This is a genomic window from Nostoc sp. DedQUE04, assembly GCF_034530995.1.
GTDB lineage: Bacteria > Cyanobacteriota > Cyanobacteriia > Cyanobacteriales > Nostocaceae > Nostoc.
Genome location: NZ_JAVRCA010000061.1, coordinates 2,331 through 26,473 on the forward strand (window position 1 = coordinate 2,331; position 24,143 = coordinate 26,473).

Annotated in this window: 21 protein-coding genes and 2 pseudogenes; 12 read left to right on the forward strand and 11 right to left on the reverse strand. The window is 40.7% G+C overall.

Annotation, left to right across the window (positions count from 1 at the left end; all coding sequences use genetic code 11):
* Window positions 1–186: 186 nt before the first annotated feature.
* Entirely contained in the window at window positions 187–1,674 is a 1,488-nt protein-coding gene (locus RM049_RS30365) for an SIMPL domain-containing protein (RefSeq protein ID WP_322706812.1), read from the reverse strand.
* Window positions 1,675–1,688: 14 nt separating this feature from the next.
* The gene (locus tag RM049_RS30370) at window positions 1,689–1,835 is read right to left on the reverse strand and encodes a hypothetical protein (RefSeq protein WP_322706813.1); all 147 of its coding nucleotides are present in this window, start codon (window positions 1,833–1,835) and stop codon (window positions 1,689–1,691) included.
* Between the two features lie 223 nt (window positions 1,836–2,058).
* Here RM049_RS30370 and RM049_RS30375 point away from each other — a divergent pair, with 223 nt between their 5' ends.
* The 6 genes from RM049_RS30375 (at window position 2,059) to RM049_RS30400 (ending at window position 10,636) form a co-directional block, all read left to right on the forward strand.
* On the forward strand, window positions 2,059–2,655 hold the full coding sequence (locus RM049_RS30375) for a cytochrome b/b6 domain-containing protein (RefSeq protein ID WP_322706814.1): 597 nt from the start codon (window positions 2,059–2,061) through the stop codon (window positions 2,653–2,655).
* Window positions 2,656–2,741: 86 nt separating this feature from the next.
* Window positions 2,742–4,175: a bifunctional orotidine-5'-phosphate decarboxylase/orotate phosphoribosyltransferase gene (locus tag RM049_RS30380; protein ID WP_322706837.1), complete on the forward strand. Its 1,434-nt coding sequence runs from the start codon at window positions 2,742–2,744 to the stop codon at window positions 4,173–4,175.
* 120 nt (window positions 4,176–4,295) lie between these two features.
* Complete coding sequence (locus RM049_RS30385) at window positions 4,296–5,396, forward strand: AI-2E family transporter (protein ID WP_322706815.1); 1,101 nt, start codon at window positions 4,296–4,298, stop codon at window positions 5,394–5,396.
* 119 nt (window positions 5,397–5,515) lie between these two features.
* Entirely contained in the window at window positions 5,516–6,229 is a 714-nt protein-coding gene (locus tag RM049_RS30390; RefSeq protein WP_322706816.1) for a serine/threonine protein kinase, read from the forward strand.
* Between the two features lie 495 nt (window positions 6,230–6,724).
* Entirely contained in the window at window positions 6,725–8,635 is a 1,911-nt protein-coding gene (locus RM049_RS30395) for a GTPase family protein (RefSeq protein WP_322706817.1), read from the forward strand.
* Window positions 8,636–8,956: 321 nt separating this feature from the next.
* Window positions 8,957–10,636 carry an ATP-binding protein gene (locus RM049_RS30400; protein ID WP_322706818.1) on the forward strand — a complete coding sequence of 560 codons (1,680 nt, stop codon included), beginning with the start codon at window positions 8,957–8,959 and terminating at the stop codon, window positions 10,634–10,636.
* Window positions 10,637–10,817: 181 nt separating this feature from the next.
* Here RM049_RS30400 and RM049_RS30405 read toward each other — a convergent pair whose 3' ends face one another.
* Window positions 10,818–11,237 carry an endonuclease domain-containing protein gene (locus RM049_RS30405; RefSeq protein WP_322706819.1) on the reverse strand — a complete coding sequence of 140 codons (420 nt, stop codon included), beginning with the start codon at window positions 11,235–11,237 and terminating at the stop codon, window positions 10,818–10,820.
* 336 nt (window positions 11,238–11,573) lie between these two features.
* On the opposite strand from RM049_RS30405, the gene RM049_RS30410 reads away from it, so the two are divergent.
* Entirely contained in the window at window positions 11,574–12,671 is a 1,098-nt protein-coding gene (locus RM049_RS30410; RefSeq protein ID WP_322706821.1) for an endonuclease NucS domain-containing protein, read from the forward strand.
* A gap of 58 nt (window positions 12,672–12,729) precedes the next feature.
* Here RM049_RS30410 and RM049_RS30415 read toward each other — a convergent pair whose 3' ends face one another.
* From RM049_RS30415 to RM049_RS30445, 7 genes and pseudogenes are all read right to left on the reverse strand, one after another.
* Window positions 12,730–12,945, reverse strand: a complete 216-nt coding sequence (locus tag RM049_RS30415; protein ID WP_322706822.1) for a type II toxin-antitoxin system HicB family antitoxin — start codon at window positions 12,943–12,945, stop codon at window positions 12,730–12,732.
* A 13-nt stretch (window positions 12,946–12,958) separates the two neighbouring features.
* The gene (locus RM049_RS30420; protein ID WP_322706823.1) at window positions 12,959–13,405 is read right to left on the reverse strand and encodes a DUF29 domain-containing protein; all 447 of its coding nucleotides are present in this window, start codon (window positions 13,403–13,405) and stop codon (window positions 12,959–12,961) included.
* Between the two features lie 57 nt (window positions 13,406–13,462).
* On the reverse strand, window positions 13,463–16,093 hold the full coding sequence (gene acnB / locus RM049_RS30425) for a bifunctional aconitate hydratase 2/2-methylisocitrate dehydratase (RefSeq protein WP_322706838.1): 2,631 nt from the start codon (window positions 16,091–16,093) through the stop codon (window positions 13,463–13,465).
* 285 nt (window positions 16,094–16,378) lie between these two features.
* Window positions 16,379–16,633: pseudogene (locus RM049_RS30430) on the reverse strand (DUF4351 domain-containing protein); the annotation flags it as partial.
* A 12-nt stretch (window positions 16,634–16,645) separates the two neighbouring features.
* Window positions 16,646–17,578 carry a DUF4351 domain-containing protein gene (locus RM049_RS30435; RefSeq protein WP_322706825.1) on the reverse strand — a complete coding sequence of 311 codons (933 nt, stop codon included), beginning with the start codon at window positions 17,576–17,578 and terminating at the stop codon, window positions 16,646–16,648.
* 200 nt (window positions 17,579–17,778) lie between these two features.
* The gene (locus tag RM049_RS30440; RefSeq protein ID WP_322670899.1) at window positions 17,779–18,174 is read right to left on the reverse strand and encodes a hypothetical protein; all 396 of its coding nucleotides are present in this window, start codon (window positions 18,172–18,174) and stop codon (window positions 17,779–17,781) included.
* A 458-nt stretch (window positions 18,175–18,632) separates the two neighbouring features.
* Window positions 18,633–18,857: pseudogene (locus RM049_RS30445) on the reverse strand (hypothetical protein); the annotation flags it as partial.
* 274 nt (window positions 18,858–19,131) lie between these two features.
* Between RM049_RS30445 and RM049_RS30450 the strand changes: the two are divergent.
* The 5 genes from RM049_RS30450 (at window position 19,132) to RM049_RS30470 (ending at window position 22,631) form a co-directional block, all read left to right on the forward strand.
* Window positions 19,132–19,452 (forward strand): 2Fe-2S iron-sulfur cluster-binding protein, encoded by a 321-nt coding sequence (locus RM049_RS30450; RefSeq protein WP_322670901.1) that lies wholly within the window; start codon window positions 19,132–19,134, stop codon window positions 19,450–19,452.
* Window positions 19,453–19,599: 147 nt separating this feature from the next.
* The gene (locus RM049_RS30455) at window positions 19,600–19,806 is read left to right on the forward strand and encodes a hypothetical protein (protein WP_322670902.1); all 207 of its coding nucleotides are present in this window, start codon (window positions 19,600–19,602) and stop codon (window positions 19,804–19,806) included.
* A gap of 196 nt (window positions 19,807–20,002) precedes the next feature.
* Window positions 20,003–21,067 carry a DUF3326 domain-containing protein gene (locus RM049_RS30460; RefSeq protein ID WP_322706826.1) on the forward strand — a complete coding sequence of 355 codons (1,065 nt, stop codon included), beginning with the start codon at window positions 20,003–20,005 and terminating at the stop codon, window positions 21,065–21,067.
* A 121-nt stretch (window positions 21,068–21,188) separates the two neighbouring features.
* Window positions 21,189–21,785, forward strand: coding sequence for a CPBP family intramembrane glutamic endopeptidase (locus tag RM049_RS30465; protein WP_322670904.1), 597 nt, complete (start codon window positions 21,189–21,191; stop codon window positions 21,783–21,785).
* 225 nt (window positions 21,786–22,010) lie between these two features.
* Entirely contained in the window at window positions 22,011–22,631 is a 621-nt protein-coding gene (locus tag RM049_RS30470) for a CP12 domain-containing protein (RefSeq protein ID WP_322670905.1), read from the forward strand.
* A gap of 257 nt (window positions 22,632–22,888) precedes the next feature.
* Here RM049_RS30470 and RM049_RS30475 read toward each other — a convergent pair whose 3' ends face one another.
* The gene (locus RM049_RS30475; RefSeq protein WP_322670906.1) at window positions 22,889–24,004 is read right to left on the reverse strand and encodes an LptF/LptG family permease; all 1,116 of its coding nucleotides are present in this window, start codon (window positions 24,002–24,004) and stop codon (window positions 22,889–22,891) included.
* Window positions 24,005–24,143 lie beyond the last annotated feature (139 nt).

Consider the following 24,143-nt stretch of genomic DNA (forward strand, 5'->3'; position numbering starts at 1 on the left):
TAACAAGGCGGCCGCCGCATTCACAATACAAGTCGATGTATTAACAAGGCGGCCGCCGCATTCACAATACAAGTCGATGTATTAACAAGGCGGCCGTCGCCTGCCTTAACCAAAAAATTCCTTAACCGAACGGTATTGGGCGCGGTGTAGTCCGCCACGTGCTTATGAAACTTGCATAAGTCCTGATTAAGCAAATTGCTGCAATCCATTAAGAGGTAGATCGAGAATCACTCCTGAATTTGGAGAATAACCGATATCTAGAGAAACACTAGCTTTTACCGTCTGAGAACCACCAATTATAGGAGTTGTAGAAACCCTATCTGCTGTTAAATTAGACACCAAGGGAGATGGTCTAGGATTCTCATTTGAGTTGAGATCAATGTCAATAATCTCTCCGGGGGTTAACTGCAAGGTACTAAAAACAGCCTGAGCTTGAGCTTTAGCATCTTTGACAGCTTCGCTCAGAACTTGCAGGCGTGCCTGTTGCAATACTTCGTCTGAGGCAGTGAAGCTGATATTCTGTATGACATTTGCGCCTGCTTGAATAGCTTTGTCAATTGCTGCTCCAGATTGATTTGTTGGTAACTCAAACTCAAGTGTGTTCAGACCTTCAAAACCTGTTAGGGTTTGAGTACTATTTTCATAACTATAAACAGGATTTAGTTGAATAGATGTAGTTTGAAGTTCTTGCGCCCCAAGCTTTTGCAAGACATCAACTACCGCACTTGAACGTTGAGCAACAAGTTGTTGAACTTCGGTTGCAGTTTTTCCCTGTACTTTAATCCCCAATTCTACATCAGTTAAAGTGGTAGCAACATTGACCTCTCCTTGACCAGTAACTTCCAATATCTGAGGAGTTTTTGCAGCAGTGCTACCAATGAAGGAATCGGCGATCGCAATACCCAAATTTCTCACACCGATGAGATTATCAGTAGCCGAAGCAAGAGTCCCTGCTGAATTTGGAGAATAACCGATATCTAGAGAAACACTAGCTTTTACCGTTTGAGGACTACCAATTATAGGAGTTGTACTAGCTGTTGCAAAAGTCCTATCTGCTGTTAAATTAGACACCAAGGGAGAGGGTCTAGGATTATCATCTGAGTTGATATCAATGTCAATAATCTGTCCGGGGGTTAACTGCAAGGTACTAAAAACAGCCTGAGCTTGAGCTTTAGCATCTTTGACAGCTTCGCTCAGAACTTGCAGGCGTGCCTGTTGCAATACTTCGTCTGAGGCAGTGAAGCTGATATTCTGTATGACATTTGCGCCTGCTTGAATAGCTTTGTCAATTGCTGCTCCAGATTGATTTGTTGGTAACTCAAACTCAAGTGTGTTCAGACCTTCAAAACCTGTTAGGGTTTGAGTACTATTTTCATAACTATAAACAGGATTTAGTTGAATAGATGTAGTTTGAAGTTCTTGCGCCCCAAGCTTTTGCAAGACATCAACTACCGCACTTGAACGTTGAGCAACAAGTTGTTGAACTTCGGTTGCAGTTTTTCCCTGTACTTTAATCCCCAATTCTACATCAGTTAAAGTGGTAGCAACATTGACCTCTCCTTGACCAGTAACTTCCAATATCTGAGGAGTTTTTGCAGCAGTGCTACCAATGAAGGAATCGGCGATCGCAATACCCAAATTTCTCACACCTATGAGATTATCTGTGTTAGCCATCTTATTCTCCTTGCTTAAATGATGTTTGATACCTGTTGATGTTTTAATCTTAAAGGATGTCTAAAAAGTAAACCGCGTTTATCACCAATACATACTGGATAAAAAACGCTCTCGCATTCGCCAGCCAAAATGCGATCGTTTGACAACTCTAGGGTTGTCACAAAACCTCATTCCACCAAGAAAGAGCAATCCTGTACTGCTGCGCTGCTGATTTAGGTATTGGATTGACATCGGTCTACTGGTAATCAAACAGCAGATGGTAGACCATCAATGCCAAAATACTGAATCTAAATGATGGGAAAATAAAAATGAGCAATACCCACCCAAACTTGCTGGGCTATTTACCCAAGACAGATAAACAACAAATTTTATCAGTCAAAATTTATGACTTCCAACGTTCCCTCTCCAACTCGAAAGCGACCCACTCAAGCAATAGGAGCCAAAATTTTCCACTGGTGTAACATCATTAGTCTATTTATCATGCTCACCAGTGGACTACAAATTTACAACGCTAACCCTGTTTTTGGTGGACGCGCAGGTTTGCACATTCCTTGGATATTTACTTTAGGAGGTTGGCTGGCAGGAGGTAGACACTGGCATTTTGCAGCAATGTGGCTATTCTCGCTGAATCTGTTGTGGTATGGAATTTACATTTTTATTACCCGACGTTGGCGACATCGCTTTGTCGGTGCTAATGACTTGAAAGCATTACAAAAAACTCAAAATTCTCAACGCCTAATTTATGCTTGGCATCGGATTGCTTATACAGCAATTATTCCTATTTTGCTGCTGGCATTATTTACAGGGATAGGAATGTATAAACCTGCTCAATTTCCCTGGATTGTGGATTGCTTTGGCGATTGGCAAGCATTGCGAATTGTTCACTTTGCCTCAGTGCCGATGGTTATCTTATTTGTAGTAATTCACTATCAATTAGGGAAAAAAGCTGGAGGGACTCAACTAACAGAATCAATGTTTTAGTAAACAAACTTGGTCATGGAGATAAATAAACGAGAGGAGAAATGACCAATGACTAATGACCAATGACCAATAACTATTTAAAAAAAATGAACTTTTTTGATAAATTGAATAGAAATATCTTACAAAATCAAAGCTTACTATTTGTAGGACTCGATCCAAATCCAGAGATGATGCCTGGGCGTTATGAATCTGAAGAACTCATCACTGGTTTGGAGAAGTGGTTACAATTCATTATTGCGGAAACTTCTGATTATGTTTGTGCTTATAAACCGACACTCGGCTTTTACGAAGCTTTAGGTATTCCTGGTTTAGAACTACTGTACAAAACTTTAGCAGCGATTCCAGCCCATATTCCAGTGATTTTAGATGCCAAACACAGTGACTTAAATACTAGTAGCATCTTTGCCCAGACTGTGTTTACACAATGGCAAGTGGACGCAATCACTCTCAGTCCTTATACAGGACAAGATCACATAGCACCTTTTTTAGTCTATCCTGATAAAGCAGTATTTATTTTATGCTGTACTTCTAATCCAGGTGCAGAAGCTCTACAGCAATATCCGACAAACGAATCACCCCTTTATTTACAGGTAGTAAAAGAATCAAAAACCTGGGGAACTCCAGAACAATTGGGTTTGGAAGTGGGAACTACAAATCCTGAAGTTTTAGCACTTATTCGAGCAGTTGCACCTGAACGAATCATTATGGCGCGTAGCATCTGGGCGGAGGGACAAAACCTGAAACAAATTTTAGAAGCTGGCTTGAATAGTAATGGTGATGGTTTACTGATTCCTATTCCTCAAGATATGTTGGTAAATATCGAATTATCAAAAGAAGTCCAGTCCCTACGTGCAGAAATTAATCAAATCAAAACTGAAATTATTTCCGAAAATTCTACTTGTTCTGTGTGGTTTCCTGATGTTTGTTTTCTAAATCAGCACCCTCACCAAGATTTGATTTTACAACTTTATGATATTGACTGCATTATGTTTGGCAGCTTTGTCCAAGCATCAGGAGCGATATTTCCTTATTACATCGACTTACGCAAAATTATTTCCAATCCCCAAGTTTTTAATCAAGTTCTCACAGCTTATGAGGATATTTTGAAGAATCTAAATTTTGATAGATTAGCAGGTATTCCCTATGGTTCATTACCGACTGCGACTGGTTTAGCTTTGCGCCTTCATTGTCCGATGATTTTCCCGCGTAAAGAGGTGAAAGCACACGGAACTCGGAGAGTAATTGAGGGTAACTTTCATGCTGGTGAAACAGTTGTAGTGGTTGACGATATTCTCATTAGTGGCAAAAGTGTTATGGAAGGGGCAGGAAAGTTGGAATCAGCTGGATTAAAGGTTAATGATATTGTGGTATTTATCGACCACGAACAAGGAGTGAAAGATAGGTTACAGCAAAATGGTTATCGTAGCTATGCGGTTTTAACTATTTCGGAAATCACTAATACTCTGTATCAAGCAGGGCGAATAAATGAGGAGCAATTTTTAGCTTTTGCTGAAAGTTAATCATTGAAATAATGGGAAGTGGAGCGTCGGGAAAGGTTTTTCTTGTCTACTTCCTCTTGAGCAAATTTAATTACTCGGTTAAATCTCGTAAATAGAATAATTTTCACTTTGAAATTAATTATGAATTTTCCACTGAACCAATTACTTAGATGGTTAATTTTTACGCTGTTATTTCCTCTAGTATTCCTCAATGGTTGGCTAGCATTTTTGCTGATTAAAAACTTTCAACCTGTTGTCACAATTCTTGTATTGGCTACCTTGCTTGCATTTATTTTAAACTATCCTGTTTCGATTCTCCAACAACGGAGAGTTAAACGCAGCTATGCAGTAGCATTGGTTTTTATATTAGCATTGGTAATTGTTGTAGCTTTGGGTATCACTTTAGTACCCATTGTTTTAGAGCAATTCAATGAAATGGTTAAAGTCTTTCCCCAATGGATTGATTCTAGCGAAGAAAAACTTCAGATTCTCAATAATTGGTTTTTTAAACATAAATTAAATGTAAATTTAAGTCAGCTATTAGCACAAATAACTGACCAATTACCTAATGAAATAGAGTTTATTTCAGATAAACTTTTAAGTATTATCATAGATACAATTGATAGTGTTTCTGAGGCGTTAATCACAGTAGTGCTAACTTTTTACTTGTTGTTAGATGGGCCAAGAATTTGGGAGGCGATATTTAAGAAATTACCTGGAAATATTGCCCAGCAGATAAGCCAGTCTATTCAGCAAAACTTCCAAAATTACTTAATTGGTCAGGTAAGTTTGGCTTTGTTGATGGGTGTTTCTATAACATTATTATTTTTAGCTTTTCAAGTCCAGTTTGGTTTACTCTTTGGTTTAGGAGTTGGACTTTTGAGCTTAATTCCCTTTGGTGATGTCGTCAGTCTGGTTTTAATAACTTTAATAATAGCGTCACATGACTTTTGGCTAGCAGCTAAAGTTTTTGCGGTAGCTGTTGTTATCGATCAGTTAATCGATCAGGCGATCGCACCTCGTCTTTTAGGCAAATTTACTGGCATTAGACCAATATGGGTATTAATTGCTTTGCTTGTAGGAACCAATGTTGGCGGAGTCTTGGGTTTACTAGTTGCGGTACCTGTAGCTGGTTTTATCAAAGATGTAGCAGATGGTTTTTCTAAATCTGTTAATTCTGATAACCTGGGTGAGGGTGAAGCAGCATCAGAATTGTTGGTAGAAGAATCAATATCGCAATGAGTTGTGAATAAAAATTGCCATCTCTATTCTTAACGGGAAGTTACAACGATATCATTTAGGTCGTAATTCACTCAAGTCAACCTTATTCCCAAACCTCGTAAATTGGCTAAGGAATTAATATGGACAAATTGCCCCTAAAACAGTTAGTCAAAAACATTTATCAGGAACTACTGCCTAGATTACAGATTGAAAGTGTCAATCCCCATAATCCAATTAAGGTCAGTTATCTTCCGCAACCTTGGCGGCTGCTTGGCAAAGGAAACTACGCCGCAGTATTTTATCACCCCGATTCCCCTGACTGTGTAGTTAAGATTTATGCCCCAGGACGGCCAGGTTTTGAAGAGGAAGTAGAAGTTTACCACCGTCTAGGTTATCATCCAGCCTTTTCTGAGTGTTTCTACGCCAAGGATGGGTTTTTAGTCTTGAAACGGCTTTATGGAACAACTCTCTACGATTGTATGCACTTTGGTTTACTAATTCCCAAGCAGGTAATAAAGGACATTGATGAAGCTCTTGACTATGCGCGAAGTTGCGGACTCCACCCTCATGATGTCCACGGGCGTAATGTCATGATGTACCAAGGCAGAGGATTAGTTGTAGATATATCAGATTTCTTGCATCAAGAAGCTTGCTCAAAGTGGAATGACCTCAAAAAGGCTTACTACTGGTTATATTTGCCCGTGTGTTACCCACTGCGACTGCGCATACCATACTTTGCCTTAGATATCGTCCGCAAATTTTATCGCTTGGGAACTTCTGTTAAAAATTTTTGCTGCCAACTACCCTTAAGATTAACTAATATTAAGTATTTAAATAAGTATTTAAAACGTTAATAGCTTTGTAAGAATTCAGCACCCAGGAGCGGAGCCGGAGATGCTCCGCCTCCGGTCAGGAGCCAGAATTTATCAGGAATCTAGAATAATTGGTATATTTATTCATCGAATGTTCTCCTGATTGTTTAACTATTCTGAATTCAGAAGGACTGAATTCTTACATAGCTTTTATCAATAGACCTCTTGCAAAAGTCCCTAACACCCCACCCCCAACCCCTCCCCGCTAGCGGGGAGGGGAGCGTTTGCGTTAGCAAATGCGGGGTGGGGTTCTTTATTTTTTATTTATGCAAGAGGTCTAATATAAGCACTCAAAAATATTAGTTGGTTTACCAATACTGCTCGGGTTTTGGGAAAAGGTTAAAGGGTAAAGGTTAAAGGTTTTTTCTTTCCCTTTCCCCCGCCCCATCCTGCCTGCATTGGAGACGATAGACTCTTTATAAGAGTAATTTTGACAAAAACTCGAATTTCCCAACATTTCAAAGCAGGTATGGGGCAATGGTGCGGTTAAAACTGTGGCAGTGGGTAGTCTTAGCAATTCCGATCGCGTTTATCATCATTTTCTTACTGGTGTCTGCCGGTTCACAAATTCACGCGTGGGGCATTAATTGGATTTGGGGTATATTCACCGTTTTATTTGTTGGTTGGCGTTGGCTGCTAGTCAAATGGACTCAACCAGCTGTTAACCAAGTGGAAGCTGTATTAACTCAAGTTCGTGAAGAACTGGAATCGACAGCAGAGGATACAGTAGAGCTACCAGTGGGAAGTGACACCACAAAGCTTGCAGAAGCCGCCCTTCAAGAGATCCTCCAAGCAGCACAAAGCGATCGCCCGATTTGGGAAGACTGGCAAACTTTTTGGACGCGATGCCAGAATTTAGTGGTGGCGATCGCTCATATCTACAATCCTGAAGTTCAATATCCCCTGTTGAATATTTACGTCCCCCAAGCTTACGGGCTGATTCGGGGAACGGTGGATGATATGGATAAGTGGATGCAAAAGTTATCCCCTGTCCTCAATCAGGTAACGGTTGGACAAGCATACCAAGGATATGAAGTCTACCGAAAGTTGGAACCATCGGCTCGGAAATTCTGGAAAGCTTGGAACTGGGCACAGTGGATCTTAAATCCGGTGGCGGCGGTGGCAAAACAAGCCAGTCAGGGTTCTAGTAACCAAGCAACTCAGCAATTATTGGGGAACTTGAGCCAGTTATTTCGGGAAGCTGCCTTGAGAAACTTATGCCGACAAGCGATCGCACTTTACGGACGTAGCACCTTACCAGTTCCAGCAACCGTAGCTTCTCCAGCAACTTTACCCAAGCCAAAAACTCAAACACTCCGAGAAATCCTGACTCAAGCTCAACCAGCCGAGGCGGTTGAGCAAAAACCCGTGAATATTCTGCTGGTGGGGCGCACGGGATCGGGAAAAAGTAGCCTGATTAATACGCTATTTCAGGCGGATCTCGCAGCAGTTGACGTTTTACCCAGTACCGATCGCATTCAGAGTTATCAATGGCAGACTGAAAGTGGGGAAACTTTGACGCTTTTAGACACACCTGGTTACGAACAAGTCAACCGTGCCGAACTCCGAAATCTGGTGCTTGATTATGCCATTAATTCAGATTTGCTGCTGTTAGCTACTCCTGCCCTCGATCCTGCGCTGCAAATGGATGTGGACTTTTTGCAAGACATCAAAGCAGAAGTTGCAGATTTACCTGCGATCGCGATCGTCACCCAAGTAGATCGGCTGCGTCCCATCCGCGAATGGCAACCGCCTTATGATTGGGAATGGGGCGATCGTCCCAAAGAAATTGCGATTCGCGAAGCCACTGAGTATCGCGCCAAACAGCTAGTAAACTTCTGTAATCTCGTTCTACCAGTGGTTACAGGCGACAGCAAAACAAATCGAGTTGCCTGGGGAGTAGAAGCGCTATCCTTGGGATTAGTGGATGCGATCGCACCTACCAAGCAACTCCGTCTCGCCCGCTTTTTGCGTAACCTAGAAACTCGCATCGTCGCCGCCGCCAAAATCATCGACCACTACACCTTCCAAATGACGACAACACAAGGATTAACGGCATTGCTCAAAAGTCCCGTCCTTCAGTTTGTTTCTACCCTCTCAACCGGATCTCCAGCTTTAGCATATATGCTGGCAAAGCAAATTCCTGTGGAACAGTTGCCGATTGTAATTGGCAAACTGCAAATGGGATATGAGCTTTTCTCACTCTTAAACCCCAACTCAGTCAACTTTGAATTGCTAGCCCTTTGGCCGCTCCTGCTGGAAAACACCGCTGCACCCGATCGCAATGCTTGGGCATTTGGTCACGCCTTAGTGGAGTACTGGACTCAAAATCTGACGGTTGAACAACTCCGGGAGCGATTTGAGTATTATTTAGCGATCGCCAAATAATTTGTCTGCGATGGCGATGTCTACGAAGGATTGTGACGTATCTTCGATTTTGTTGCAAATACTACGTCTAAATAACGAGTTTAAGCTGTTACGTAACCACCGTCAATAAACACCAAAAGTTGCATTAATAAATAAAAGTAACTTACGAATATTTACTTAGCAATTTTGAAGAATTTCATACTATATAAGGAAAAGTAAAAATGCGGTAACAGATTGTACTCCCAATATAGAGGTTAAGATTACGATTAAAAGTAGATGTCTGCTGAACCTACCCGTTTTACCTAAGTTTTGATACTAGTATCTTTTTGTTCGGAGTTCTTTATGAAAAATATATTACAAACCTCCATCTCTCAAGAACAGAATTCAGATCGGAGCTATAGCATTTCCTCTTACAACAGGCTGCTTTCGGTCGTGAAGGATTTGGCTTGTGTGCGGACTATTGAAGAAATTATTGAGATTGTGCGTTTGGCTGCTCGCGATCTCACAAATGCTGATGGAGTAACTTTTGTATTGCGGGATGGTGAATGTTGCCACTATGTCGATGAAAACGCCATTGGCCCGCTTTGGAAAGGTATGCGTTTTCCCCTCAAGTCTTGCATCTCCGGTTGGGCAATGCTCAATAAAAAAGCAGCCGTAATTGAGGATATTTACCAGGATGCACGAATTCCGATTGAGGCGTACAAAGTAACTTTTGTCAAAAGTTTAGTGATGGTTCCGATTCGGGTTTCCGATCCCCTGGGTGCGATTGGAGCTTACTGGAGTACACACCACCTAGCCACACCTGAAGAGATCGGAATGCTTGAGATTTTGACTGATACTACAGCAGTTGCGATCGCTAACGTGCAACTTTTCCAGAAATTGACGAACCAAAATGCCCTAAAAGACAAATTTATTGCCATGCTAGCTCACGAACTGAGGAATCCCGTTGCCCCCATCTCCAACGGCGTTCAGCTACTGAAGTTGAAGCTAGGACAGACTGGTGCAATCGGAGAAACAGTTTTAATGATGCAAAACCAGATTAAGCACCTCTCGAAATTGATCGATGAGTTACTTGATGTGTCGTCCATCACTTATGGGAAGATTTCATTAAACCTTGAGAAGGTTAATCTGGTAGAATTGGTTCGCCAAAGTCTCAATGACCATGCACAAGCAATCAAGAGATGGAATCTTAATGTAGTAGAAGACCTGCCAAAAGCGCCCGTGTGGGCTTATGTTGACTCCACTCGCTTCTTCCAAATCTTTGGAAACCTTCTTGATAACGCTTTAAAGTTTTCCCAGCCAGATGGAACGATCTGGGTGGATCTCTCATGTATTCCAGGTGAGAATGGCTCAGGTAGTGTAGCAGTCTTATCTGTAAGAGACTTAGGCATCGGGATAGAACCGACAATATTACCAGAACTTTTCGAGCCGTTTACCCAAGCCGATCGCAGTTTAGATCGTTCGCGGGGCGGGCTAGGTTTGGGACTTTCGGTAGTAAAAAGTCTTGTAGAACTTCATGGTGGTAATGTTGAAGCCTCAAGTAGAGGGATAAATTTGGGAGCAGAATTCAAAGTCACTCTCCCTATGTGCGAAGAGATTACAGCCTCAGACGACGACCTAGAGATTACAGAGGCGGCGAAAAAGTCGTTGAAGATTTTAGTTATTGAAGATAACGAGGATTCAGCCTTATCCTTACAAGCAGTACTTGAGTATTTTGGGCATGAAGTTTCCATTGCCAAGGATGGAATTTTAGGGGTAGAAACTGCAAAGAAGCTTGAGCCTCATGTAATTATTTGTGACATTGGACTTCCCAAAATGGATGGATTCGCCGTTGCACAGGAACTGAGTAAAGACTCCAAATTTACTCGCTCAATTCTGATTGCACTTACCGGCTATGGTAGCCAAGAGGATCGGCAGCTTGCGCTGAAGTCTGGTTTCAAATGCCACTTAACCAAGCCTGTAGACTTTGACATACTGAAAGCAGAAATCGATCGATACTTTGATGAAGTATTATCAAGTTGACATTATCTTAACCGTCGATCTCCCCTCATAAGGCTTATTACATACGTACTTAATACAAATCCGTTGTTTTGTTTTGGAACATACGCGATCGCATAGATTGACCTCTCCCCCAACCCCTCTTTGAAACGGAGAGGAGAGCCGGATTTCTCCCCCTTACCTCGTAGGGAAGGGGGTTGGGGGGTTAGGTCTCTTGAGAACAAGCTGTGGAAATACGCATCAAAACTTTATCAAGTTCGTGTCTCACTTCTTCATTTTTAATTCGCAACAAATGCAGTCCCCTAACTGACAAAACTTTGTCTCGTTCTGGATCATATTCGGCTTGCTGTTCATGAATTTTGCCATCTACTTCTATCACTAATGCAGTTACGTGACAGTAGAAATCTGCAATAAAGCCATTGATAATCTGCTGACGGCGAAAGTGCAAACCATTCAGGCGATTAGCACGAAGATGTTGCCAAAGAATTTTTTCTTCTGATGTCATTTGCTGACGAAGTTCTTTGGCACGTTGTACTTTAACTAAGTCTGCTTTGTATCCGATTACAATATTGCGAGTTCCTTCTTTTTTTGATGGATAGGGTTCTTTGGGTGTTGGATTATTCATTTATAAAATATGAAAATAGGTGTTTATTTTTATATGATTGACCTCTCCCCCAGCCCCTCTCCGAAGCGGAGAGGGGAGCCGGATTTCTCCCCCTTCCCTTGTCGGGAAGGGGGTTGGAGGGTTAGGTCTGTGTGGGAAGTGAGAGGGTGCGATCGCATTTCACTACCTTCACTTGTCCAAACAAAGACATCAGATAATTTTTAGTATAAATTAAAAACATCAGCCTATATATTTTTTAAAGAATATCTCAGTAAAAGCTTAATATAAAAAGCTTTTTGTCTCATTATGGTTTAAAAAATAATCGGCTTCTCTACTTATTATTACTTAACTTTGATTATGCAAAAGAACGTAGCATTACGCAAAAGCGAGCAAGGCTGGAAATTTATTGATGAGTCTGAATTAGAAACTTTTGTTTGGGAGAATTTAGAAGAAATATTTGAACTAAAGCCCTTAACGCGCCAATTATCTATAAAAGGAGAAATTTGTGACATCCTAGCAATAGGAGAAAATAATCAACTAGCTATTATTGAACTGAAAAATACAGAAGATAGATATGTGATTAATCAACTCACACGCTATTATGACAATTTACTAGAAGAACAACCTTTAAAAACTAATATTAATTATGATGAAGAAATTCGGCTATTAGCCATCTGTCCAAGCTTTCATCGTCATAATTTAATTGATGAAAAACACAGTAGATTAAATTTTAGTTTATTTACTTTTCTCATTGTTTATGAAAATAATGAATTTTATTTTCATTTATCTCAGATTCATAACAAATCAGAAACAAAAATTATAAAAATTAATTATCAAGAAGTCAATTTACAAAATCAAGAAAATGATAATATTCCTGAACCACCAAGATTATTATTAGATTGGTTAGGTTCCTTAACAAACACAGAAATAGAAAACTTCACGAAAATTAGACATCAGATATTAACTTTTGATCGTAGGTTAGAAGAAACAGTTGTGAATAGAAGTATTATATATGCAAGTAAATATGGTAAGGATAAGATAAGACCATGTGCAGAGTTATGTTTTGATAGAAAATCGAAAAAGATACTCTTGTTTTTATGGCTAATTATTCCCAACCGCCAAAATAAAACTATTGTAAGAATGCAAATTGATACAATGGATGAATATCTAACATATTGGCGATATATTCCTTTAAAAGAAGGAAGTATATCTTGGGAAAAATTATCATATCTTAGTATTGATTATACCTTTTATAGCGTCCCAGGAAATTCAAAAAACCTTCTTTATTTCACAAGTTTCAATTCAATCATTAAAGAACTAGAGCCAAACAATATTACTCATGTTAAAGGTAGACAGTTAATCTTTAAAAAATCAGCGAACGAAGAGATAATTGTTGATGACGTTAAACATATCATTAATAGATCATTAAAAATATGGCTAGAAAGAATTAGTTAAAATAAGTTGATTTTTAAGTTAGTTTTAAGGCAGTGAAATCCAATATTATGTATTTGCCTTAAAGAAATAAAAATTCATGTAATTCATCTATTGAAACGGGAGATTTATAAATATTACTTTCAGACTCATAAACAACTTTAAAAGATTCAATTGCTTCTTTCAGTTTCTTAATTGCATCTTCTTGACTATCTCCCTGACCGACAATGCCGTTTTCTAAACATAAAGCAACCCAATAGTCAGAATTCTTTCTAAGTACGACAGTATAAAAATTCATTCTTTCCTTCAACCTAATAACTATTTTTTAACGTTTCTTCTAATGTAAAAGGAGATTCTTGAGGAAAGAAATTTAATTTAATCCCTGTTTCATCAAATGCTTTGAAGCGAGCTTTTTGATAACAAACTTCAAATACTTCTGCAAGTAGAGGTTGTAAGCTGGGACTATCTTCTAATAATGTTTCAATGCAGATACGTTGTTCAGAAATGGTACTACGCCAACTTTCAATACGTTTTTCTGGTTGATATTGCCATTTAAGCAAGTGCATCAATAGCACAATTAATCGATTTCTTAACTCGCGTTTTTCACTCCTCCCTATGCTTTCAACTTCTTCAATTAGATTAGGTATATCTATTTCATTAAAATTATTTTCTTTTAACTGCTGGGCAATTGTTTGTGTCCATAAGTAAAAATCTTGTTCATAAAGATTTTTTTCATTTATAAAAGATGGACTAGTCATTCACATTCCTCTTGGAAACGCTAAAAATTAGGTGGGCATAACACCCACCTAATTAAACTATACTAACAACGCCTGCTCCTCTTTAGAAATCACGCGCCCTTCATCCTCAAAACCGACAATTTGATCGAAGTTCAAATACCGATACAAATTATCTGCAAAAGGATGAATTCTACTCGCCACAATATCCAAGTATTCCTGCACTGTCGGAAGTCGTCCCAGCAGCGCACAAACTGCGGCTAATTCTGCTGAACCAAGATACACTCGCGCATCTTTACCCATGCGATTATTGAAGTTGCGGGTAGAAGTAGAAAATACTGTTGTGCCATCAGCAACTCGCGCCTGATTTCCCATGCACAAACTGCATCCTGGCATTTCTGTTCTAGCACCCGCAGCCCCAAAAACGCTGTATACACCTTCTTCTTTTAATTGGTGTTCATCCATGCGCGTTGGTGGTGCTATCCACAGGCGAGTTTTCACTTCACCTGCGCCTTCTAAAACTTTCGCTGTTGCCCGATAATGACCAATATTCGTCATACAAGAACCGACGAATACTTCTTGCACTGGATCGTTAGCAACTTCCGATAATAACTTAACATTATCGGGGTCATTGGGAGCAGCAACAATTGGTTCTTTGATTTCGTTTAAATCAATTTCAATTATTTCGGCATACTCCGCATCGGCATCGCCTTCTAATAACACGGGATTTGCTAACCATTCTTCCATCTTTGCCACACGGCGCAGCATGGTACGTGCATCTTGATAGCCCCGTGCTATCATATTTTTCAGCAATGCTACGTTAGAACGCAGATATTCAGAAATTGTCTCTACACTCAGCTTAATTGTGCATCCGGCACAAGAACGTTCGGCACTAGCATCGGTGAGTTCAAAGGCTTGTTCAACTTTTAAATCTGGCAAACCTTCTATTTCTAGAATTCGCCCAGAGAAGACGTTTTTCTTGTTCTGCTTCTCTGCTGTCAGCAAACCTTTTTGAATTGCTACGTAGGGAATGGCATTCACGACATCGCGGAGGGTGATACCTGGTTGCAATTCACCTTTAAATCTTACCAATACTGACTCTGGCATATCTAAAGGCATCACACCCAAGGCGGCTGCAAAGGCCACTAATCCAGAACCGGCGGGAAAAGAAATACCCAAGGGGAAGCGGGTGTGAGAGTCGCCGCCAGTCCCCACGGTGTCGGGTAGCAGCATCCGGTTTAACCAAGAGTGGATGATACCATCACCGGGACGCAGGGCAACACCACCACGAGAGGCGAAGAAATCGGGGAGTTCGTGATGGGTTTGGATATCTACTGGTTTGGGATAAGCTGCTGTGTGGCAGAAACTTTGTATCACTAAGTCTGCACTGAAACCAAGACAAGCGAGTTCTTTTAATTCGTCGCGGGTCATGGGGCCTGTGGTATCTTGAGAACCAACGGTAGTAATGATGGGTTCGCAGGATGTGCCGGGACGCACGCCAGGTAATCCGCAAGCTTTACCTACCATTTTCTGTGCTAGGCTGTAGCCTTTGCCTGTATCAAAAGCTTGCTGGGGACGGGTGAAAACTGTGCTGTGTTCTAAACCAAGTGCAAGACGAGTTTTATCGGTGAGGGTACGTCCAATAAGTAGGGGGATGCGTCCACCTGCGCGGACTTCATCGAGGATGGTGTCAGGTTTGAGGGCAAAGGTGGAAATGACTTCGCCTGCTTCGTTGGTGATTTCGCCTTTGTAGGGATGGATGGTAATTACCATGCCGGTTTCTAGTTTGGTGACATCGCACTGAATAGGCAAAGCACCGGCATCTTCAGCTGTGTTAAAGAAGATTGGCGCGATCGCACCACCTAAAACATAACCCCCAGCGCGTTTGTTTGGCACAAAAGGTATATCATTTCCCATGTGCCACAATACTGAGTTGATGGCAGATTTACGCGAGGAACCTGTACCAACTACATCCCCTACGTAAGCTACAGGATGCCCTTTTTTCTTCAGTTCGGCAATGGTTGCCAAGCTTCCCGGTTGCCGTGACTCTAACATCACTAAGGCGTGTAAAGGAATATCCGGGCGAGTTGTGGCGCTTTGGGCGGGGGATAAGTCGTCGGTATTGGTTTCGCCAGGAACTTTAAAAACGGTGACGGTAATCGCTTCTGGAACTGTGGGGCGACTGGTAAACCATTCAGCTTCCGCCCAAGAGTCAATCACCCGTTTGGCGAAAGGATTGGTTTTAGACAACTCTAAAACATCGTGGAAGGCATCATACACCAAGAGGATTTTGCTTAAAGCGTTGGCGGCGTAGGCGGCGATGGGTTCCTTCCCTTGTCCACCCATTACCAGAGGCGTTTCAGATGAGTCAGAGAGGGATACGGTGGGCCATTGCAGCAAATCGATTAAAGATTGCACATTGTAACCACCTACCATCGTCCCCAGCAATTGCACTGCTTCTATGCGCGAAACCAAGGGACTAGTGATTTCCTTTTTGGCGATCGCAGTGAGAAATCCAGCTTTGACATAAGCTGCTGGATCGACACCAGGAGAAACGCGATCGCTCAATAAATGCAATAATATATCCTCTTGACCCTTTGGCGGATTTTTCAGTAATTCACATAATTCTGAGGTTTGCTTCGCATCCAATGGTAAAGGGGGAATACCGAGTGCTGCTCTTTCGGCAACGTGTTTACGATATTGTTCTAGCATTTTTATGTTCTCCATTGGGATGTTCTATCTTCAATTATGAAATTTTTAGGCAATACTTGGCTATAAAAGTTTAGCTTACTTTTATGATGAAAGCCTTACTAGTAATCGGTTATTAGCAACTTTTTTATACTGAAATTTTGGAAAATATAAGGCAATAAAATTCGCTACTACACAAACTTTCGTCCACCTCCGTGGACTAAGAGTAAATCAAGAATTTTTAACCCACAGAGGTGGGTTTCGTTTGTATAGCCGCGACTTCTAGTCGCCAGGTGTAGCAATAATAAATTAGATTGATTGTTGGTTTAACCAAGTTTCTAAATCAGCAACACTAGAAAAATCTAGTAATGCTTCTCCTAAATTCTCTAATTTTTCAATGGATAAACCTTTAATTTGCCCGATTAATGATGCCTCAATTTCACCAATACAGCGATTTAATAGACGCAGTATTAAGTCTTGCCTTCCTTCTTGTCTTCCCTCTTCTTTGGCTTGTTCTCTGTCTCTTTGGTAAAGTGGTTCTAGTCGCATAATTAACTCTTTATCAATCAAAATGAATTAGATTGATTGTTGGTTTAACCAAGTTTCTAAATCAGCAACACTAGAAAAATCTAGCAATGCCTCTCCTAAATTTTCTAATTGTTCAATGGATAAGCCTTTAATTTGCACGATTAATGATGCATCAATTTCACCAATACGGCGATTTAGTAAACGCAGTATTAAGTCTTGCCTTCCTTCTTGCCTTCCCTCTTGCCTTCCTTCTTGCCTTCCTTCTTGCCTTCCCTCTTCTTTGGCTTGTTCTCTGTCTCTTTGATAAAGTGGTTCTAGCCGCATAATTAACTCCCTATCATCTGCTTCTAATTCTTGGTTTACTCTCAAGTTTTCGCGCAAGTTGTAAACTAATTCGAGAGTTGCTTTCTGGTATGGATGATCTAATGGTAACGCTTGCAACTCGATAATCGCTTGTGATTGCACACTTCCCCTATCTAAAAGCCTCAACCATAATGTCTCTGGTGTTTGGGGTAGTTGGTGTATTGCTACAATTGCTGTTCGCAAGGCATCTGGCAGAAAATGTACTCCCGATAACCAACCTGTTTTTTGTATAGTTCCAAAGCTAGACAATCTAGTTTCAGATATGGTAGGTGTAAGAACCCACAATTTGGGAATTTCGGAGTCCTGAAGTTTGATTTTATTAGTTTTAGCTTCTCGTCGCAGCAGAGCCTTTATTTCTAATAATTTGAGAATACAGTCGCAGATTTCATCGGTAGAAGCTGGATTGCGGTATGGTTCTATAATTGCAGGATTTTCAGCAAATCTTCCAAGCATTCCCAGTATTTGTATATTAGAGCTTTGCTGTTTGGCAGGAGTGAATAAAACATCTATTTCTTTAATCTCTCCTGAGACTTTTTCTGATGCTTTGACTTCTCCGTAATCTTTTAATAATTCTTCTAGATAATCTTTGGCAAATTTATCATGTATAAACCTGGTCATTCAATTTTAAGATTTCGGAAGTTTTGGGTTAATATAAAGTGTTATTATATAGCAGTTCTGAATCATTCGTGATGAAATAAATTCCCGACTTCTCAAAGAAGTCGGGAATCTGGCCACCTTGTATTTTTACAGATACCATTCTAAAAAAGTTAAAAGCAGATTCTACAAGCCTTTTGACTTTTGACTTTTGCGTAGCGATACTAGGTGGTTATTGCATTTTCATCTGATGTTTTATCTGTGTTAGATTTCAAGCGTGTCAATCGGCTTTTACGGATACGTTCGCTGTCTCTAACGCCACCTGCAAGTTCATATTCATTGCTGTTTTTGCCGTACTTGCAACCAACCCACGTCAGCATTTTGTCTGAAACCTGACTTAAGGTTTTTTCCATGTCATCCAGCTTATTTCTAGAAGAGTCAATCATAGCTATAGCAGCGTTATAATCATCAAGCATATTGTGAAAATTGTCTATTAACTGAGTCAGGTTTTGCAAATTGTAAGTATTATCAAAATTGATCTGTGGATCGATAGCTTTCAGTCCGGCAACTCTAAATTCAGCTTTTTCTAAAATTCGGGAACTACGTTTTTTTCTAGCCATAAATTTACACTTTTAAAAGCTTTACAAAGCTATTTTGTCTCAATTAACCTGGATTTTGGTTCAGCAAAAAGCGCATTTTTTTAGTAAAAGTTTTTCTTTATGTCCGTGATTTCTCGGAATTTAATCATCAAAGGGTGATTTTCAGCAAAATAATATTATGTTTGAGCAACATGACAATAGGGCACAGCATTGCTGTAACCCTACAAATGGTCTGTCTTCTATGTCAACTGCGATCGCTGTAACCTTAAGCCTTAATGCTGTAACCTTAAGCCTTAATGTTGTAACCTTAAGCCTTAATGTTGTAACCTTAAGGCTTAATGCTGTAACCTTAAGCCTTAATGTTGTAACCTTAAGCCTTAATGTTGTAACCTTAAGCCTTAATGCTGTAACCTTAAGCCTTAATGCTGTAACCTTAAGCCTTAATGCTGTAACATTGTGCAGAGTGTGTATTGTTGATTTACAGCGATCGCAATTCCCCCCACTGAATCACGAGAAGCACCCACATCCGGCCCGGCGGCTTTGAGAACTTCGCGGGTTGTACCAAATAAACTATAAAGAGAGTTCATCGCTTCTCGTACCAAACCCTGGTCAACTTCCAAAGGTTTTACAGCAATGCGCGTCACCAATTCCACATAAAGCGACCAAGCCGCCTTCTTTTGTGTGGTGTCAACTTTCCAAGACATCGAACCAATGCCAAAAGGCAGACTTACAGATACAGTCTCTAATCAAACGCGATGCCTAGGGCGGGCTACGCCTACGCGCATATTTATAACAAGCAAATTTAACTAATTTATTTGGGTATTGTGTAGTCAATAATGTTACTAATTTATAACTTATTCAGAATTAGTTGCTATAATTATCAATCTTTAACCTAAATTTTTATAGTAACATCTAGATATTTTTAACTAATTCAGATAAACTAATAAATTTGTCCGTTGCATCACGCTTCTTTTGTATATGCCTAAAACTTACACCGTAGAAATCGATCACCAAGGCAAAATTCATACCTTGCAAGTTCCTGAAAATGAAACGATCTTATCAGTTGCCGATGCTGCTGGTTTGGAACTGCCGAGTTCTTGCAATGCAGGTGTCTGCACAACTTGCGCCGGTCAAATAAGCGAAGGAACTGTGGATCAAACTGATGGTATGGGCGTTAGTCCAGATTTGCAAAAGCAAGGTTACGTATTGCTTTGTGTTGCCAAACCCCTTTCTGATTTGAAAATTCAGACGGAAAAGGAAGACATAGTTTATCAATTACAATTTGGCAAAGGCAAATAATCAGCGAACAGTTATCAGTATATCGGATGATTTTTCATAACTGAATAACTGTTTGCGGAGATTACCAAACCTGATAAATTACGCAAGTATTTAATTGCAGATAAAATCAGCTATTCTAGAAACTAGAAATTAACAGGAATTACCAAAATGACGACTCATTTTATTACCGCAGAAATTGATTTACAAGAAACTCCCGCAGAGTTACTAGAAGTAATTGAAACAGAGTTAAAGAGACAAGGCGAACCTCTGCGTTGGGCAGTTACTTCTGTGGACGTTGACGAACAAAAAGCTACAGTTGAAGCTGTGGTGACAAAGAGTGCTGTTAGCGATAGCGGGGCATTAAGCCAGTGCTGAGTTAGAAGTTAAAAGCTGAGAGTGGGCAAAGGTTATTTCATTTTCATCTAGCCCGCCTCAGAATGAATTCTGAGTCTAATAGCGAAAGTCGTCTCAAGACGACTAAGAAAAGGTTATAGCCCGTTTTAACGGACTTTAGTTCTGAGCAGTTTATGTTTAGAACAAAATAGCCCTGGAGAGTGGGAAATAACTTAAAATGAATCGTCCATATACCGCTATCTTAATTGTACCAACTGGCGTTGGGGCTGCCATTGGGGGTTATGCAGGAGATGCTTTGCCTGTTGCCAGAGTTATAGCACAGGTTTGCGATCGCCTAATTACTCACCCCAATGTCCTCAATGGCGCAAGTTTGTATTGGAATCTCCCCAATGCTTTTTATGTTGAAGGTTACGGGCTTGACAAATTCGCCTCTGGATGCTGGGGGTTGCGTCCAGTCCGCAGCAACAAAGTAGGTTTGCTTTTAGACCAAGGCATTGAGCCAGAGTTACGACTACGACATATACAAGCAGCCGATGCAGTCAGAGCAACTCTGGGATTGACTTTAACAGATTATGTAATTACGGATGCGCCATTAAATGTAGAATTACGGACTACAGCATCGGGGGCTAGTTGGGGAACAATTGGCAACCCAGATAGCTTGTTACGAGCAGCCGAGATATTAATAAAAAAAGCGGGGGCAGAAGGGATCGCAGTAGTCGCCCGTTTCCCGGATGATATGGACTCAGAAGCAGTACAGAAATATCGTCAAGGTGAAGGGGTAGATTCTTTAGCGGGTGCAGAAGCCGTAATTAGCCATTTGTTAGTGCGAACCTTTCAAATTCCTTGCGCCCATTCACCCGCCCTTTTAAGCGAACCTCCGCAACCAGATTTATCTCCCCGTTCCGCCGCCGAAGAATTGGGTTATACCTTTTTGCCGTGCGTGCTTGTAGGATTAAGTCGTGCCCCACAATTTATAATAGAGAGAGCGATCGCATCACAGCAAGGAGATATTTGGGCAGATGAAGTGGATGCTGCGATCGCACCTGCAACTGCCTGTGGTAGCAGTGCCTTACTGAGCTTAAGCCAAAAACGATGCCAAATAATTACAGTAGAAGAAAATAAAACTCTAATAAAAGTTCCTCCGCAACCGTTGGGGATCAAATCTATACAGGTAAACTCATATTTAGAAGCAGTAGGTGTATTGGTAGCACATAAAGCAGGCATCAATCCCTCCGCTCTCCGTCCCAAATTATTACCTTTGCAGTCAGTAATTAAAAGTTAGGAGTTAGGAGTTAGGAGTTAGGAGTTTGGAGTTATGCCCAATGCCCAATGCCCAATGCCCAATTCCCAATTCCCAATTCCCAATGCCCAATGCCCAATGCCCCCTCTCCCTTTAAAAACCTGTGATTGAACAACAAAAGCAAGAGCCAGAAATTCCATACCTAACGCGCATCCAAGTACTTGGGGCGATGGGAGCGACTGCAATCATTTTGTTGATAGTCGCTAAACTTTCGTTATACTTTGGCAACTTTTCGCTATTTTCTTGGGACTTGAATCCAAGAGAAGCGCTATTAGGTGTAGGGTTGGGGTTTGTACTCACCGCGTTAAGTGGCTTAACTTACCGTCTATGGACTGCCTATCGTAAGAGTGCAGATTATTACCTAGAAATCGTACTGAAGCCTTTAGCTTTACCAGATTTAATTTGGCTGGGGTTGCTACCCGGATTGAGTGAAGAATTGTTATTTAGAGGTGTGATACTACCAGCTTTAGGCTCCGATCTGACAGCTGTAATTGTATCCAGTCTTTGCTTTGGCATCTTGCATTTTAGCGGTTCCCAACAATGGCCTTATGTAATTTGGGCAACAATTGTCGGGATGATATTGGCATATAGCGCTCTGCTCACGGGCAACTTGTTAGTGCCGATTGTTGCTCATATTATTACCAATTTGATTTCTAGCTATTTCTGGAAAATACGGCAATTTTCGGCAATTAAAAAATAAATATTTGTTGATCCGCAGAATGTTATCACAATTCATGCTTGGTTTTTGGGCATTGGTTACATTGGATAACATCATAAGTTGACAACTGGTCTAATTTATTGTTGTAGCTGGGCAAAAGTTCCACTTTTTTTACTTTCTAGTTAGAGCAAACTTTGCGCTGCAACGCTTCGATACGTCCATGAGGGCGCAGTGCTGCACCGGACTATTAACCAGGAGACTACAACAATGATGAAAGCTGAAGATATCATGACCAAAGACGTAGTTACCATTCGCGGTTCGGCAACTGTTGCTGAAGCGGTGGGGCTGATGAAGGATAAAGGATTGCGGGCGCTGGTTGTGGATCGTCGCTATGACAATGATGCTTATGGTATTGTCACAGAAACAGATATTGTTTATAAAATAACAGCCTACGGGAAAGATCCAAAGCAAGTGCGGGTTTATGAAATTATGAGCAAGCCCTGCATCGTGGTCAATCCTGATTTGGGTGTGGAATATGTAGCGCGGTTATTTGCTAATACTGGTATTCATCGCGCACCTGTGATTCAAGGCAAGCTGTTGGGGATCATCTCGATTACCGACATTTTGACTAAAAGCGACTTTGTGGAAGCGCCAAAAGCGCTACTGCTGGAGGAGAGGATTCAAAAAGCAATTGAGCAAGCTCGTGCTATTTGCACCGAACAAAGTGCTTATTCTAAAGCCTGTGCAGCTGCCTGGGATGAGGTAGAAGAACTTCAGGCAGAAGCAGCTCATCAAAAAGCTGAGGGTATGATATCAGCGAAAGTTTCTTTTGAAGAATACTGCAAGGAAAACCCCAATGCACCAGAATGTCGAAATTATCACCCGTAATTGAAGTGGGAGGATGAAGGAGAATAATAGACATCTGGTGAAAAAGGAATATAGAAATGTAGCACTGCTATGTTTCTACAAGGGTTATGGATAACGCATATTTAATTTCACCAGATGTTTAATAATTGTTTGTCTACTTCCGCATCCTCCTCAATTCATACCAATTTAAAAAAAATGCGACAGATACATACGAACATACCTTTGTTCTGTTTAGCTTTCCTAATTTTGAATTTTGAATTTTGAATTTTGAATTGGTATTACCTTCTCGCAACTCGCATCAATAAGAATAAACCTATTCCCAAAAAAAGAAAGTTGGGCAACCAAGCCCCCATAAACGGAGAAAGGACACCTGCTTGTGCCATCGCCCCACTAACAAAGAATATTAAGTAGTACGAAAATATAACTATGACACTAATCCCAAAACTGGTACCTCTTCCCGTTCGCTGGGGTATGCTTCCCATCGCTGCACCTACCAAGCCAAAAACCACGCATACAAAGGGCAAAGAGATTTTTTGTTGAATCCGCACTTCAAGTTTACGAATTTTTTGGCGATCGCCACCAAGATTTTCCACTTCTAGTTGCTGTAGTGCTTCGGCAATATTCATTTCACCATAATCGCGGCTTTTTTCTGCCAGACTTAATGGCGTGCGCGGTAGTTGCAGTTGTTGCTGTTCAAATCTGACGATGTTACGATAAGAGCGATCGGCAGCAACAAAATAGATCGTGCCGTTGTAAAAATCCCAGACATTTTGAGAAGGATTCCACTGAGCCGATTCTGATACCACAATTTGATTCAGATTTTTGGTTGAGCGATCTATAATTGTCAACCCTTTCATTCGCTTACCATCAAATTGGTCGGCGTAAAATAAGCGTGTCAATATCCGATTTTTAGAACCATCCGGCTGGACAACATCCTGGTATTCAGGATAGAAAATATTTTGCTGTTTAAAAGTGGGCTTATCTGATTTTAGGGCTTTATCCAGAGTCATCGCCGCTTGATAATTTGCTGCTGGTGCAATTTCTTCGTTAAACACAAATGTCATTCCTGTGACTACAAGACTTAACATCACAGCAGTTAGCACCATGCGATAGACACTGACACCACAACCACGCAAGGCAATTAGTTCGCTCTCGCTAGAAAGACGACTGTAAGTCATCAAAGTAGCCAGCAGCGTAGACATGGGAAAGGCTAAAACGATAAAGTTGGGAAATTTTAACAAAAAAACTTGAATAGCAATGTCTATAGGTAGCCCAGATTCGACAATTTTTCTGACGAGATCGAATACAGCATCAATGGTGACGCCAATTGATGAAAAAGCTCCGACACCAAAGAAAAACGGCGCTAACAATTCGCTGGCAAGGTAGCGATCCATGATCGTAAAAGGCAGCAGCGAATAGAGACTATTAAAATACGTGAGCTTCTTTGATATCATAAGCAATTTTAAAATTTAGATATTGGCAACCCTGGCAAAGCAAAACATCTCTAGTGTATTTAAGATCAAAATTAAATAC